Genomic DNA, 13,318 nt, shown 5'->3' on the forward strand with positions numbered 1-13,318 from the left:
TGTAAAACAATATTTTATCTGCTTAATCTCTCTCTTGCCTCCGCTATACCCGGAACAAAATTAATCCGGCCGGCCTTATTACTTTCATAGATAAAGTCTCTTAAGGCATTACTGCTATACTTTTCAAAATCTCCTACTATGGCCAGTTTCATTTGATAAGTAGAAAACTTTTGTAAAATTTCTCCCGCTACGCCTGTTTTCAAATCAAAGAATTCCGGCGTAATATGCTGTTCCTGCAAGATGATACTATCTGCGCCCTGGTACCGGCAATTGCCTAATATATCCAGGGCATCATCTACATTATTTACTACTACCTGGTCTGATACTATTTCCGCGATGCTTTTACCGTTGATGTCGGCCAATGCTATTTCCATGGTTTCTTTTTTGTGATATATTATTTGCCCACCTTGTTAGAAGTCGATGTCCATGCTCCAGGAAAAATTGAACACGCCTAACTTTGTTAATATAGCCACTATCACGGCGGCTATCAATAACGGCATGATCCATACCGTGCGTTTGTATTTTTCCGGGAGATTTTTATTACGATACGTTTTCAATACGCCCCAGGACAGTAACGTGATTAGCAACACACCACTCACTACTACTGCTATTTTATTGTCTACAAACCGGATGATTACCATCAGTATGATGGCCACCACTCCTGTGATCCACCTGAAACGTTCCAGTAACGGACGTTCCTCCTCCTCTGAGAAAGGCATAATTTGCGAGAGTCTTTCTTCCAGTTCTGCAGCGCGTTCCATGCCGGCGGGTATCTGGATAATATCATCTGCCGACATGCCACGAATCGTAATAACGCCCGTAGCATCTTTACTGATGGCCGAAATTTCGAGGCGATTCAGGGAGAGATCCGCTGTATCTTCCTGGGTTCTGATAACGGTATCTTCATTTATGGCAATCGTAAAACTGTCGTATAATCTCCTCCTGTTTCTCAGGCCCCGGTAGATGCCGATGCCCACGGCTGCCAGCATCACCGGAATAGCGATTAAAGCGGCATACAGATCAAACCCATTGCTGTAATTTGCTGCCAGTACAACGATCAGGCCGAACAACATCACCGGCACAAACCGGGTAAGCGTTTGTTTTTTGATACTGGCGAAGCCTTCCCGTTGTGTTTTAAATACCTCCATAGTAGCAACAAAATAATATAATATTCATTGCAAAGGAAGCGAAAAAGACCCGATTTCGCCTGTCTCTTTCTTTATTCCCTGATGGTATGTTTATCTGCCAGTGCCATTTTTGCGATGTCATCTTTTCGCTTAAACACCACGCCAGCATGCTGTTTCATATAGGTAAGCAGTTCGTTGGTCGCCTTTACCAACTGTGGCGTACCACCTATGCGATCGTGGAAGCTGATCGACATCATGCGGCGCCGGTGAGCGGCTTCTTCATACAATTGATCAAACTCCATCTTTACTTGTCGCAGAAACTGGTCGGTCGAAAACCATTGTCCTGCTATGAGCTGGATATCATTACAGCGCAGTGTATATGGAATCACCGCAAAATCCACATTATTTACTTTGGTGATAAAGGGTTCATCACGACTCAAATCATCGATATGATAGAGGAACCCCAGCTCCTGTAATATGGTCAGGGTATTTTCTCCGCGACGCATCCAGTTGGCGTTGTAGCCAACGGGCGTTACGCCGGTAGCTTTCCTCACAGCGTCCATACCATCCTTTACAAACTGTTTCTCCTCTTCATAGGGCAGCATATATTGTGATGTCCAGTCCCGGCCATGGGCGGCCGCTTCATGGCCACGTTGTACTATTTCCCTGGCCAGTGCGGGGTGTTTTTCTACGGCGCTTCCCACCATATGGGAGGTCACTTTAATGCCGTGTTTATCCCAGTTATCGAGCATACGTGGGATCCCTTCTTTATAGCCGTACTCGTACCAGGTAGTGGCGGGCAGATCTTTATAACCCCGGGACATGTTTCGCGGAAAAGGACTTTCGGGATTATCTTCTGGTTGTCCGCCCGCCTCAAACTGCATTGACACGGATACGATGAGGCGGGATCCATCTGCCCAGTAAGGGCCAGTTGCCGGGGCGGACTGCGGGGCCGATTGGGCCATCACCTTGCCCGGACTTACCATACCGGCCAATCCAACCAGGCCGGCTGTTTTCAGGAATTCTTTTCTTGTAGCCATTATTTTTTTATGAGATGATCAACTGCAATGGTGTTGTATTGAATAAAAGCCAGTAGCCCGGCAAATAAAATAGCGTGAATTAGCTGGGAAGGGAGTGCGTCCCAATTTTCTATCAGGGTGGTACCGAAAATCAGCAGTAGCATCACCACACCTCCACCAATCAGGGAAATACGGGTAAATAACCCCAGCAGCAGTAAGGCTCCGATTATGAATTCAGCAATGGGTAACGCATAGCTGAAGGGAACCACCAGCGGTGCCGGCAACATCGATTTTTCAAAACTTTTCACCATCCAGGCACTGAAGCCATTTAATTTAGGGAGCCTGACCAGGCCGTGGCCGAACATGCTGGCGGCTACCGACAGCCGGAGCAATAAGAATACAATCGCATTATTTTCCATTTTATATGTTTTTACAGGGCAAAGATCAGGGTGAATGGTACAAATAAAACTGTACTTTTTTAGGATCATTCTGTACTTTTGCAGGTATGCTACAAGAGAACTTATATCAGCCCTTTGAGATTGAATACCGCGAATGCAGCGAATGCCCGATAGATCCTCATAAGCACAATTTTTTTGAACTGGTATACATTGTGGAAGGCAGTGGCATACAGTGTGTTAACAAAAACCAATTGCCTTATAGCCCGGGCAAACTATTCCTGGTAATGCCCCAGGATTGTCATTCATTTGATGTGAAGGAGAGTACTAAATTCTTCTTCATCCGTTTCAATAACATTTACCTGCAACATCATAAGGAATGGATACAGCAGCTGGAATTCATTTTCCAGCATACCAATCATATGCCGGGCTGTATTTTAAAAAACAAAAACGATAAACCCCTGGTAAAAGCGTTGGTGGAAGCGCTGATCCGGGAGCTGGTAAACCAGCAGCCCTATCACCGGGAGATGGCGCAACAAATCGTGAACACGATGATCATGATTATTGCCAGGAACATTATACTACAGTTGCCGGAGCAACCCAAACATCCTGCGAAGCAAGATGCTTCCCTGAATATACTGCATTATATACATGAAAATATATATTCTCCGGAGAAATTACGCGCAGAGCAGATTGCAGCGAATTTTAATATTTCGCCTACTTACCTAAGTGAGTATTTTAAGCGAAACAATGGCGATAGCTTACAACAATATATCACCCAATATAAATTAAAACTGGTGGAAGCGCGGTTGCAGTACAGCAGTATGCGGGTAGGAGAAATTGCAGATGAGCTGGGCTTTACAGACGAAAGTCACCTGAACAGGATGTTTAAAAAGTATAAAGGAGTGAATCCATCTGCCTATAGAAAAGAATTACAGGCAACAGCTAATTAAAACCACATAAAAAAAGCGCCCGGCTTCACAGCAGGACGCTTTTTTAAAAGATGTAATGGGAACTATTCTTCCTCTTCTTCATCCTCTCCGTCGTCTTCCAGCCATTCCATATAAGAATAGTACCAGTCTTCCAGTTGTTCCAACAGTTCCTGTTTCTTTTCTGGTGCGTTTTTGTAGAATTCTTCTACATTATCAATTTCATGCACGATATCGATGTAGGCAGTTTCTTCATCTTCTTCCACACGCTTAGCGAAGAAGCGGGGTTTTTCAGTATGAAAAATATATTCATTTTCCGGATCTGTTACAGGATCATCTGCAATCAGAAATTTAGGTAACTGTGCCATAATGAGTTATTTACTTTTTATGATGTTGTACACGTTTAAGAGTTACAAAGCTATAGATAAATACATTACAAAAAACATACGCCAAGAATGAATAAATTTATAGAGAAAATTTCACATCTTTATAGTCGTTAAAACCCATACCATATGCAAGAATATTGGATCAGATGGGAATACTGGATGCAGCAGCATGCCCCAAGACTGCTTAACATCCTTCATCCCGGAGTTACCTTTGAGGCGGTGGAAGCACTTGAAAAACTAATAGGAACAGCCCTACCGGCGTCTTTCAAAGCATTTTACGCCATACACAACGGACAACAAAAAGCCAGGGCGGGCCTGGTAGATGCAGATCAGTTGTTAAGTGTGGAAGATATCATTTCGCAATGGCAGCATTGGAAAGATCAGCTGGACGCAGGGACTTTCAGCTGGCATGATGCGCCTATCCTGGCTACGCCGGATACGGGTATTAAAAATGACTGGTGGAATCCGCTGTGGATCCCTTTTACCAGCGACGGCTTCGGCAACCACCTCTGTATTGACCTGGACCCGGCGCCGCATGGTAAACGCGGCCAGGTGATCAGCCTCTGGCACGACGATGGTCACCGCGCCATTGAAGCCCCTTCCTTTGAAGCCTGGCTGCAGCATTATATCAGCAGCATTGAAAAAGGAGAATATATTTTTGTGAAGAAATGGGGCATCGTACACAAAGATACTTTCCTGAACTACAACGACTGATAGCTAACCGGCGTACTGCCTGTCCATCGTTTAAAGGCCCTGGTGAAAGCACTCAATTCATTATAGCCTAACATCCATGAAATATCTTTCAAAGGATAATTACCTGAAGATATGTAATACACCGCCAGTGAACGTCTTACCTCATCTGCAATATCCTGGTACTTCACACCTTCCTCTTTCAGTTTCCGTTGTAAACTACGGGGACTGATATTGAAGTTGGCTGCCATATCATCCAACGAAGAAACGCCGAGATAGGAATTTGCCAGCAGGTAGTTGTAAATACGGGTCTTCAAAGTATGCGACTGCACCGCCGGTTGGGGCATACTGCTGACCTTTTGCAGCAATAGGCTCTGTAGCTCATAATTGGCGGTTAAAAGCGGTTCTTCCCAATACCTGGCATCAAACACCAGCACGTACTCTCCCGCGCGTTTTGACGGCTTACAACGGAAAACACGCTCATAGGCAGCAGGATCTGGTACGGTATAGGCTAAACGCACTGCCTGCGGTACTATTTTTTCCAACAACAAACCATCTAATTCATGAATTACCATCACCATCAGCACATCTATCAACTGCCGGAAAGCATAAGGCGGCGTAGGGCCCTGGTCAGTGGTGGGCACTAATGCCACGGTAAAGGTTTTGGCACTACGATGTAATTCCATCCTGCACTGATCTGTTACCAGGTGCGTAAGCGCAGCAGCATGTGTCAACGCTTCGCCTACCGTAGCACTACTCTGTACAATATCTCCCACTATTCCTAATGCTGCCGGCCGGAGTGATTCCCCGAAATGAAGACCAAACAGTGGATCATTGGTTAAACGGCTGGCATTTAACCACAAATCCTGCAGTTGCTGTGCTGTTACCGGTGGTGCATTCTTTCTTTTCAGCACTGCCAGATCGATACCAGCCAGTTTACATAACTGAGTGGCATCCACATCCCGCTGTACCGCATAGGCAATCATGCTTAATACTAACTTATTCATATTACAAAGGTATTCATCTCCCTGTTTACAAAAAACAAGTTGGCGTCAAATGGTAAGTATTTGTCGTGCAAAGGTAAATGATAAACCTGCTGCCGGAAGTAGCTTTGCATTATCAATTCATCAACAAACTAAAAAAAATATAAAAATGGAAAAGCAAACATTACAGGTAGTAACTGAATTTGTAAATGCCGTACAGCAGGTAAATCTCGAAAAAATTGGCGCTTTGTTACACCCCGATATCAGCTGGGAGCAGCCAGGCAACAACCGCTTCTCCGGCACCAAAAACTCCAGTGGAGAAGTATTCCAAATGGTAGGCGGGATGTTTGAAGTGTCACAAAATACCATGTCATTATCCGATATTAAAACCATTGCCGTAAACGGTGATCAGGCATCTGTAGTACTCACCTGGAAAGCCAGCAGGCCTGGTGCGGAACTGCACACAGATAACGTAGACGTGTATACGGTAAAAGAGGGTAAAATAGTAGCGGCTAAGATTTACGCAGCCGATATCCAACAGGAAAATACTTTCTGGGGAAACTAAGGAAGATGGACACGGGTAACTCCTTCCGGGCTATGGGCAGCCTGGAAGGAGTTTTATTTTTAACAGCATGTATTTAGAAAAACAGGAATTTTTTCTTCTTCTTTTCTTCCGGCGCTACCGGCGATGTTCTTTTGTAAATAATTGGTTGTGCTATCAGCGGTTTATCTCCGCCCTTTACGTCGTAGGTCACCGTTACAACACCCGTAGTATAACCACGCTTAACTGCAAATCCCGTTACCACAATTTCTTGCAAACACGCCGCTTTAGGAGCTGCACTTGTATCAGCGCTACACACTACCGGCACGCCCATTTCAATTTGCTCCAACACCCTCGTTTCTGCGTGACTGGCGGTGACCATTCCAATGGCCAATCCGGCCGTAATCACCATAGCCGGCATCAGTTGATGCCGCTGCAGTGATGGCGCAGTCACCGCCCTATTTAGCTGCGTATCCGTAAAGCGCCCACAAATACGCCCCTCTCCGTTAACGATAACGGAAAAAATTTCAGCATCTGATAATAAGGAGAAATCAACTACCGTTTTATTACAGCTACTACAGTGCTTCCCTGCCGCAGTGCGGGTCATTTGATTCCAATCCTCGTTGCAAGGTGTAGGAACAGATAGATACAGACCTTTAATCGTTGACTTCATAGGTATCGGGTTACCGGAGATGAATATACGAAATAAAACAATCTCATTATGGGGAAAATCCCCGGTATGCCCACTCCATACAGCAAAAACATATCTGTAAAAAGCTGGCATTCATACAACAACTGATATGGCATTATTGTTGAAATTATTTCAACATAAACCATCATTTCATTAAATATTAAAAGAAACAGTATGAAAACGCCAAAGCATATCTCGAAATTTTTATTTGCCGCAGCCCTTGGCGCGGTAATATCACTTGCCGGCTCCGCTTCCTTTGCACAGGGCATCGACAGCACCGCAAAGAAAATTGGTCATAAAACAGCCTCTATTGCCGTAAAAGGCGCCTCTGCCGTGACTGACAAAGTATATAAAGACAAGGAAGGTCCAAACGGAGAAACGGTATATATCAACAGAAAAGACCAGAAATACATAGTAGATGATAAAGGGAAAAAAGTATACCTTAAGAAATCACAAATACATAACAAGAAGAAAAGCTGATTTTTCCATCTGAACATAGAAAAGGCCGGTACAGGGAAATCCTGCCGGCCTTTTTATATTTTTTATCGCCAAATTATCTACCTCCCTTTCTTCGCTGATAATCCTCCTCCAGGATGCCGTACATGAAGTTATCTGACCAACTGCCACGTATTGGCAATACCTTTCGTTTACGCCCCTCCCGCTGCATGCCACATTTTTCCAATACCCTGGCAGATCCCACATTGTCCACGGCACATCCCGCCTCCAGCCGGTGCAACCGTAATTCCTCAAAGGAATATTGCATTAAGCCGGTTACCATTTCCGTTGCTAACCCTTGCCCCCAGTAGGCGACGTCCAGTTTATACCATATCTCCGCACTACTGAACCGCGCTGTTTTAAACATCATCCCTGTCAGTCCGATAAATTCACGTGTATCCTTTAACGTTACACACCACACTTTGTGATCCCGATCGGCTAACCATCCTGCTACCACATCTGCGGTGACAAAAATAGTAGCAGGAATACCCAACGTATTATACTGATCTGTTTCGGGTATACTATGCAACCGGTGTATAGCTGGAATGTCTGCGGTGGTAACCGGATGCAGTAACATCCGGGAAGTAATTAGTTCCATGTATGTCAACCAATTTATACGGAAGGTATATTGTAACAAGATAGGAATAGTTACGTATATTCATATCGTCATCAAACGCCTGTTTATGCAACTTACACCTGGCACCTGTTACAAAATAAATACCCGCTATATTCCTTCTCTTCAAAAGTTTGGAGAATATGAATTTATTGTGATGCTGATTCACGCCAACGACACCTCAGACAGCGTGGTATTTGAGTTCAGAAAAATATTGGGAGCCACTACAACTGAACAAATACTGGCCACCCAACAGGCCGTGGAAACCCATGCCAATGGCTTTTCACTGGCCGATATTACCGGCCGGCCATTAAATCTCCTGCCATTTGAAAAAGAAAGTGCTTTCAGGAAATGGATAGCGGAAGGTATTGCCACCCCCTACGATTGCCAACAATAGTTTATTCATATCGTAGTGCCTCAATAGGATCCAGCCGGGAAGCTGCCTGCGCAGGATAGTAACCAAAGAATACCCCCGTAAAAGCACATACCACAAAAGAAAGTATAATAGATGATTCTGATACCATCGTTGGCCACCCTAACGTGAGCGTAATTACTTTGGCAGAGGTAATCCCCAACGCTACCCCTATTAATCCGCCGGTAATACTGATTATCACCGCTTCCACCAGGAACTGCAATAAGATATCAATTCCCCTCGCACCGATAGACATGCGCAGTCCTATTTCACGAGTACGCTCCGTTACAGATACGTACATGATATTCATGATACCAATCCCCCCTATTACCAGGGAAATGCCGGCAATAGCCGTCAACAGGATAGTCAGCAGGCTACTGGTAGAGCTAAGGGTTTTGATCAGTTCTTCCATGGTTCTTACCTGGAAATTATTCTCGTCGCTGGGACGCAGCCGGTGCGTGGTCCTCAGGATATCCGTTATTTCTTCCGTGGCTTTGTCCGACACACCTTCACTTACTGCAGATGCATAGATGCTCTGGAAATAAATAGTTGCCAGGATACGCTTTTGCACAGTAGTATAAGGGGTGAGAATAATATCATCCTGGTCTTGACCAAAGGAACTTTGTCCCTTCGGCGCCAGCGTACCAATTACCTGCAACGGAATGGAATTGAGCCGGATGACTTTACCCACGGGGCTTTCACCACTGGGAAAAAGGTTATTGATCACGGTTTGTCCCAATAAACATACTTTGGCAGCGGTAGCTACATCGGCATCTGAAAAACTGATACCATCATTCACGGTGAGCTTACGGATATCGAAATAAGAAGGTGCCACTCCCTGCAGGGAGGTATTCCAGTTCAGGGCTCCGTAAATGGCCTGTCCTTTCGTGGAAGCTACCGGAGAAACCCCACTTATGTAGCTGGCATTTTTTTGTATGGCCAGTACATCTGCAATCGTTAACGATTGAAAGCTGCTACCGCCTACTCTTACACCACCGGTCACATTACTGGCCGGCAAAATGGTAATCATATTGGAACCCATGTTGCCTAACTGCGACTGAATGCTTTGCTTGGACCCTTCACCTATTGCCACCATCGCAATTACTGCCGCTACGCCGATAATGATACCGAGCATGGTCAGGAATGCCCGGAGCTTATTCCGCTCCAGGGCCCTTAAAGCGATTAATATGAGATTAATAGCACTCATCCTTACGGGTTGAATTAATAATCTTCTGTCGGTGGCAATGCTGCCAGCGCTTCTTTTGCGGAGCGCACATTTTCGTTCCTGCTATCCTTTACTACTTTGCCATCCCGCAGCATCACAGTTCTGCTGCTAAAAGCGGCGATATCTGGTTCATGTGTTACAAATACAATTGTTTTTCCTTCCTGCTGATTCAGTTCCTGCATAAGGGCCATAATTTCGTAAGAAGTACGGGTATCCAGGTTACCCGTGGCTTCATCTGCAAGTATCATCACCGGCTGATTCACCAATGCCCGGGCAATTGCCACCCGTTGTTGCTGTCCGCCGGATAACTGGCTGGGGGTATGTCCTTCGCGGTCGGCCAACTTCACTGATTCCAGTGCGCCCATGGCCCGGTCGCGGCGCTCCCGGGTAGATAGTTCCGGGTTGTAGAACAATGGCAGCTCTACATTCTCCAGTGCAGAAGTACGTGGTAGCAGGTTATATGCCTGAAACACAAAACCAATTTTATGATTGCGCAACCTGGCGAGTTCATTGCGCGACAAACTGCTTACATTAATGCCATCAAGCAGGTAGTTGCCGGAAGTAGGTTTATCCAGGCATCCCAGGATATTAAGCAGGGTGGTTTTACCGGAACCACTACTACCCATAATTGTTACAAACTCGCCGGCAGATACGTCGAAGCTCACGCCTTTCAGGGCACGAACGACTTCCGTACCCATTACAAATTCACGCTTGATTTGCTGTAGCTCCAATATTTTCCCGTTGCTCATCGTCTGCGCCCTCCACCCATTTTTGGTAAAAACGGACTGCTGGTACCTCCTGCCGCCTGCGCTGTTCCGGCTGCATTCAGGCCTATTATCACGATATCATTTTCATTGATGCCTCCCAGCACTTCTATATGTGTATTATCATTCAGGCCGGTTCTGATGCGCTTTTGCTGGAGTGTATCTCCACGAAGCAACCACACATAATTGGTAGACCCAATACGTGCGGTACTTTTAAACGTTTTACCGGTGGTATCTTTTCGCTCCGCAGGTGTTTTCCGAACAGCACTTTGAATCACATAATCTTTCAGCTGCGTGGAGTCTGGCCTGAACTTCAGTGCCTTCACCGGCAACAGCAATGTTGAATCTTTTTCTGCTGTATAAATTGTAACGTTCGCAGTCATCCCCGGTTTCAATTTTTTATTATCGTTGGGAGCGTTGATGATGGTATTGTAGGTCACAACGTTAGACGAAACCGAGGGCTGTAGCCTGATTTCCTGCACATGGCCTGCAAATACATCTTCCAGGTAAGCGTCTACGGTAAAGGTTACACGCTGTGAGTCGGTTACATTACCAATATCGGCTTCATCTACACTGGCTTCCACCTGCATTTTGGTAATGTCTTTTGCTATCACAAATAAGGTGGGTGTATTGAAACTGGCGGCTACGGTTTGTCCTACACTCACATTCCGGTTTAATACCACCCCGTCAATAGGCGAATGTATTTCTGTAAAAGAAAAGTTTTTCAGGGCTGATGCCAGTTGCGCGCTGATGCTGGCTACATTGGCTTTGGCCTGATCAATCTGGTTCCGTGCAATATCATAGTCCGCTTTGCTGATGGCGCCTGTTTTATAGAGCAGTTCCTGTCGCTGGAAATTATTTTGCTGATAAGTCAGGTTCGCTTGTGCTACCTGCACATTCGCTCTTAACTGATCTACCTGTGCCTGGAACAAGTCTTTATCCAACTCTCCGAGAAGTTGTCCTTTTTTCACCTGGCTGTTGAAGTCTACATACAGATATTTGAGGGTACCGGAAACCTGTGTACCAACGGCTACGGTATCTACCGGTTGAATGGTACCGGTAGCGGTAACGGTGGTAGCGATGTGTCCATAGGCTGGCCGGGCAGTTTCAAAGGAAATGGGCACTGGTTTCTTCCTGATAAAGAAATACCAGACGGCCAGCACCAGCAGTATGATCACAATAGTGATGATTACACCTTTATATTTTCTCATACCTCATTAGCATTTATAGTGTTACCGGTATGCCCCTGTAAAAATCATAAATCCTGATAGTCAAGGCAGCATTATATTTAGCCTGTATATAAGATTGTAATGCCTGTATATATAAATTCTTTTGCTGTAAAAAAACGACGATGTTAGCCGCCCCTACCTTCAGTTGTTCGCTGGCAATCCGATACCCTTCCTGTGAATACTTTAGCTGTTCTACGGCTGCATCGTACTGGGATTGCGCATTCTGAACATTGATATATGCCTGTTCTATTGTTTGGGAAAGATTAGTTTTGGTATCCTGTAAGGTAAGCTTCGACTGATCTACTTCTATCTTTGCTTTCTCCACATTGGTTTTCACGACACGACGGGTGAAGATGGGTACCGACAAGGTGAGTCCTATCTGCTGATAAAAATTATTATCCAGTTGCTTAAAATAAGCACTACCGCCGTTACCACCATTGTAAGAAGTACCTAGTCCACCACCAGCAGATAAAGTAGGCAGATAGCCTGTTTTGGCCTTTGCCAAGTCAAGATTAGCCACATCAATACCTAACTGGCTGCTTTTTATTTCCGGCCTGTTAGCAAGCGCCGAATCCTGTGCGTCCTGTAAAGCCAATAAGTGCGTGTTGGAAATCAGTGTATCCGGCTCCGTTATATCAAAGTCGTAGCCGCTGGGTAACTGCAACAGTTGCTTCAGTACCAGTTTATTTTGCCGGTGTTGATTTTCGGCAGTAGTGAGCAGGTAACGGTCGTTCGACAACTGTGCCTTTAGCTGTACCAGGCCAATAAGCGCAATACTGCCCACATCGTACTGTTGTTGCCCTTGCTTCACCTGTGCTTCGGAAGTGGCTACCACGTCTTTTACGTACACAATGTTTTCTCTTGCCAGTAAAATATTCAGGTAGGCCTGGGTAATTAATACCGTGATATCATTAATCTGCTGGGCAACATTTAATTGTGCTACCTGCGTTAAGAGATTCTTTTGCCGGATATCATAGTTGAGATAGCCACCCTGAAAAAGGGTCACACCGGAATTAACGCTATAGTTGCCGGAAGTATATACCTCGTAGGAACTGCTACCGGTAACGGTATTAATGCTTTTGCCTCCGTTGAGATTTTGTGATGCAGACCCGGTAAGATTAGGCAGCTTCGCCGCTTTGGATAAAAGTAAATCCTGTTCTGCATTCAGGCGGTTCAGGCGTAAACTATTTAACTGGATGTTATTCTTTCCTGCATAATCAAAGCATTGCTGCAAGGTCCATTTCTCCGGTAGTGTTACGAAACTGCTGTCCTGTGCCTTGAGTAAAGGTCCGGTTAAAAGATAAAAAAGGAAGAGCGATAAAATACCCGGCTGTTTGAACAACATCATCGTTTAAGCATTGATGTTAGTAAAAGCTACTGAAGGAATAAGGGGTTAAATAGTAATACAATATAACGAATTATTCGTCTTCATACATCAACGGTGGGTCTGCATTTTTCATTTTCGTGCGCCTGTCGAAGTTATAGTAGAAAAACAGGCGGGCGGTGTGATTCCGATCGTACTGATAGCCGGATGCTGTCTCAGGAAATAGAAATTGGTGGCAGACACAAAAACCGTACGCCGGATGTGTATGTCACCAATAGCACCCCAATGGTCGCCGAGGCGAAAGGTACTATTCATGGAAATCCACGACTGCCATTGATTTTTGACCTCCTTTTCGGGAGGTATTGTTTGTGCGGTTAGCAGTAATGGGGAAATCATGCACCCTAACAGAAGGGGCACCATTCGCTTGTTCATGCCCGGAGGATTGCTTAAAAAAATTGCGGATCCACATTATATAACCTGTAAATCCGCAATTTG

General features: G+C 45.2%; 18 protein-coding genes. 5 read left to right on the forward strand and 13 right to left on the reverse strand.

Annotation, left to right across the window (positions count from 1 at the left end; genetic code table 11):
- Positions 1–14 precede the first annotated feature (14 nt).
- From AC5ZC7_RS27390 to AC5ZC7_RS27405, 4 genes are all read right to left on the reverse strand, one after another.
- Positions 15–374, reverse strand: coding sequence for a DUF4180 domain-containing protein (locus AC5ZC7_RS27390; protein WP_496162224.1), 360 nt, complete (start codon positions 372–374; stop codon positions 15–17).
- Positions 375–410: 36 nt separating this feature from the next.
- Positions 411–1,148, reverse strand: coding sequence for a hypothetical protein (locus AC5ZC7_RS27395; RefSeq protein ID WP_496162225.1), 738 nt, complete (start codon positions 1,146–1,148; stop codon positions 411–413).
- A gap of 71 nt (positions 1,149–1,219) precedes the next feature.
- A complete protein-coding gene (locus tag AC5ZC7_RS27400) occupies positions 1,220–2,167 on the reverse strand; it encodes a polysaccharide deacetylase family protein (protein ID WP_496162226.1) in 948 nt (315 codons plus the stop codon).
- Entirely contained in the window at positions 2,167–2,565 is a 399-nt protein-coding gene (locus tag AC5ZC7_RS27405; protein ID WP_496162227.1) for a DoxX family membrane protein, read from the reverse strand. The genes AC5ZC7_RS27400 and AC5ZC7_RS27405 overlap by 1 nt, the downstream gene beginning before the upstream one ends.
- An 86-nt stretch (positions 2,566–2,651) precedes the next feature.
- Between AC5ZC7_RS27405 and AC5ZC7_RS27410 the strand changes: the two genes are divergently transcribed.
- Positions 2,652–3,494: a helix-turn-helix domain-containing protein gene (locus AC5ZC7_RS27410; RefSeq protein WP_496162228.1), complete on the forward strand. Its 843-nt coding sequence runs from the start codon at positions 2,652–2,654 to the stop codon at positions 3,492–3,494.
- A gap of 62 nt (positions 3,495–3,556) precedes the next feature.
- Here the strand turns inward: AC5ZC7_RS27410 and AC5ZC7_RS27415 are convergent, their stop codons facing one another.
- On the reverse strand, positions 3,557–3,838 hold the full coding sequence (locus tag AC5ZC7_RS27415) for a hypothetical protein (RefSeq protein WP_496162229.1): 282 nt from the start codon (positions 3,836–3,838) through the stop codon (positions 3,557–3,559).
- Between the two features lie 144 nt (positions 3,839–3,982).
- On the opposite strand from AC5ZC7_RS27415, the gene AC5ZC7_RS27420 reads away from it, so the two are divergent.
- Positions 3,983–4,570: an SMI1/KNR4 family protein gene (locus AC5ZC7_RS27420; RefSeq protein WP_496162230.1), complete on the forward strand. Its 588-nt coding sequence runs from the start codon at positions 3,983–3,985 to the stop codon at positions 4,568–4,570.
- Here the strand turns inward: AC5ZC7_RS27420 and AC5ZC7_RS27425 are convergent.
- Entirely contained in the window at positions 4,558–5,553 is a 996-nt protein-coding gene (locus tag AC5ZC7_RS27425) for an AraC family transcriptional regulator ligand-binding domain-containing protein (RefSeq protein ID WP_496162231.1), read from the reverse strand. The two genes, AC5ZC7_RS27420 and AC5ZC7_RS27425, sit on opposite strands and share 13 nt — an antisense overlap.
- Before the next feature lie 145 nt (positions 5,554–5,698).
- Here AC5ZC7_RS27425 and AC5ZC7_RS27430 point away from each other — a divergent pair, with 145 nt between their 5' ends.
- Complete coding sequence (locus tag AC5ZC7_RS27430) at positions 5,699–6,094, forward strand: nuclear transport factor 2 family protein (RefSeq protein WP_496162232.1); 396 nt, start codon at positions 5,699–5,701, stop codon at positions 6,092–6,094.
- Positions 6,095–6,167: 73 nt separating this feature from the next.
- Here AC5ZC7_RS27430 and AC5ZC7_RS27435 read toward each other — a convergent pair whose 3' ends face one another.
- The gene (locus tag AC5ZC7_RS27435) at positions 6,168–6,743 is read right to left on the reverse strand and encodes a hypothetical protein (protein WP_496162233.1); all 576 of its coding nucleotides are present in this window, start codon (positions 6,741–6,743) and stop codon (positions 6,168–6,170) included.
- 192 nt (positions 6,744–6,935) lie between these two features.
- Between AC5ZC7_RS27435 and AC5ZC7_RS27440 the strand changes: the two genes are divergently transcribed.
- A complete protein-coding gene (locus AC5ZC7_RS27440) occupies positions 6,936–7,241 on the forward strand; it encodes a hypothetical protein (RefSeq protein ID WP_496162234.1) in 306 nt (101 codons plus the stop codon).
- A gap of 73 nt (positions 7,242–7,314) precedes the next feature.
- Here AC5ZC7_RS27440 and AC5ZC7_RS27445 read toward each other — a convergent pair whose 3' ends face one another.
- Complete coding sequence (locus tag AC5ZC7_RS27445; protein ID WP_496162235.1) at positions 7,315–7,854, reverse strand: GNAT family N-acetyltransferase; 540 nt, start codon at positions 7,852–7,854, stop codon at positions 7,315–7,317.
- Between the two features lie 85 nt (positions 7,855–7,939).
- Between AC5ZC7_RS27445 and AC5ZC7_RS27450 the strand changes: the two genes are divergently transcribed.
- Positions 7,940–8,266, forward strand: coding sequence for a hypothetical protein (locus tag AC5ZC7_RS27450; RefSeq protein ID WP_496162236.1), 327 nt, complete (start codon positions 7,940–7,942; stop codon positions 8,264–8,266).
- Between the two features lies 1 nt (position 8,267).
- On the opposite strand, the gene AC5ZC7_RS27455 is transcribed toward AC5ZC7_RS27450, so the two are convergent.
- From AC5ZC7_RS27455 to AC5ZC7_RS27475, 5 genes are all read right to left on the reverse strand, one after another.
- Positions 8,268–9,488: an ABC transporter permease gene (locus AC5ZC7_RS27455; RefSeq protein WP_496162237.1), complete on the reverse strand. Its 1,221-nt coding sequence runs from the start codon at positions 9,486–9,488 to the stop codon at positions 8,268–8,270.
- Positions 9,489–9,502: 14 nt separating this feature from the next.
- Positions 9,503–10,255, reverse strand: coding sequence for an ATP-binding cassette domain-containing protein (locus AC5ZC7_RS27460; RefSeq protein ID WP_496162238.1), 753 nt, complete (start codon positions 10,253–10,255; stop codon positions 9,503–9,505).
- Positions 10,252–11,481 (reverse strand): efflux RND transporter periplasmic adaptor subunit, encoded by a 1,230-nt coding sequence (locus AC5ZC7_RS27465; RefSeq protein WP_496162239.1) that lies wholly within the window; start codon positions 11,479–11,481, stop codon positions 10,252–10,254. Before AC5ZC7_RS27465 ends, AC5ZC7_RS27460 begins: the two co-directional genes overlap by 4 nt.
- A 13-nt stretch (positions 11,482–11,494) precedes the next feature.
- On the reverse strand, positions 11,495–12,847 hold the full coding sequence (locus AC5ZC7_RS27470; RefSeq protein ID WP_496162240.1) for a TolC family protein: 1,353 nt from the start codon (positions 12,845–12,847) through the stop codon (positions 11,495–11,497).
- Positions 12,848–12,955: 108 nt separating this feature from the next.
- Complete coding sequence (locus AC5ZC7_RS27475) at positions 12,956–13,255, reverse strand: hypothetical protein (protein ID WP_496162241.1); 300 nt, start codon at positions 13,253–13,255, stop codon at positions 12,956–12,958.
- Positions 13,256–13,318 lie beyond the last annotated feature (63 nt).

Source organism: Chitinophaga sp. 9-1-y, from assembly GCF_059511905.2.

Coding starts and splice junctions, on each gene's coding strand:
- AC5ZC7_RS27390 (WP_496162224.1), bottom strand. CDS start 374: ATGGAAATAGCATTGGCCGACATCAACGGTAAAAGCATCGCGGAAATA.
- AC5ZC7_RS27395 (WP_496162225.1), bottom strand. CDS start 1,148: ATGGAGGTATTTAAAACACAACGGGAAGGCTTCGCCAGTATCAAAAAA.
- AC5ZC7_RS27400 (WP_496162226.1), bottom strand. CDS start 2,167: ATGGCTACAAGAAAAGAATTCCTGAAAACAGCCGGCCTGGTTGGATTG.
- AC5ZC7_RS27405 (WP_496162227.1), bottom strand. CDS start 2,565: ATGGAAAATAATGCGATTGTATTCTTATTGCTCCGGCTGTCGGTAGCC.
- AC5ZC7_RS27410 (WP_496162228.1), top strand. CDS start 2,652: ATGCTACAAGAGAACTTATATCAGCCCTTTGAGATTGAATACCGCGAA.
- AC5ZC7_RS27415 (WP_496162229.1), bottom strand. CDS start 3,838: ATGGCACAGTTACCTAAATTTCTGATTGCAGATGATCCTGTAACAGAT.
- AC5ZC7_RS27420 (WP_496162230.1), top strand. CDS start 3,983: ATGCAAGAATATTGGATCAGATGGGAATACTGGATGCAGCAGCATGCC.
- AC5ZC7_RS27425 (WP_496162231.1), bottom strand. CDS start 5,553: ATGAATAAGTTAGTATTAAGCATGATTGCCTATGCGGTACAGCGGGAT.
- AC5ZC7_RS27430 (WP_496162232.1), top strand. CDS start 5,699: ATGGAAAAGCAAACATTACAGGTAGTAACTGAATTTGTAAATGCCGTA.
- AC5ZC7_RS27435 (WP_496162233.1), bottom strand. CDS start 6,743: ATGAAGTCAACGATTAAAGGTCTGTATCTATCTGTTCCTACACCTTGC.
- AC5ZC7_RS27440 (WP_496162234.1), top strand. CDS start 6,936: ATGAAAACGCCAAAGCATATCTCGAAATTTTTATTTGCCGCAGCCCTT.
- AC5ZC7_RS27445 (WP_496162235.1), bottom strand. CDS start 7,854: ATGGAACTAATTACTTCCCGGATGTTACTGCATCCGGTTACCACCGCA.
- AC5ZC7_RS27450 (WP_496162236.1), top strand. CDS start 7,940: ATGCAACTTACACCTGGCACCTGTTACAAAATAAATACCCGCTATATT.
- AC5ZC7_RS27455 (WP_496162237.1), bottom strand. CDS start 9,488: ATGAGTGCTATTAATCTCATATTAATCGCTTTAAGGGCCCTGGAGCGG.
- AC5ZC7_RS27460 (WP_496162238.1), bottom strand. CDS start 10,255: ATGAGCAACGGGAAAATATTGGAGCTACAGCAAATCAAGCGTGAATTT.
- AC5ZC7_RS27465 (WP_496162239.1), bottom strand. CDS start 11,481: ATGAGAAAATATAAAGGTGTAATCATCACTATTGTGATCATACTGCTG.
- AC5ZC7_RS27470 (WP_496162240.1), bottom strand. CDS start 12,847: ATGATGTTGTTCAAACAGCCGGGTATTTTATCGCTCTTCCTTTTTTAT.
- AC5ZC7_RS27475 (WP_496162241.1), bottom strand. CDS start 13,255: ATGAACAAGCGAATGGTGCCCCTTCTGTTAGGGTGCATGATTTCCCCA.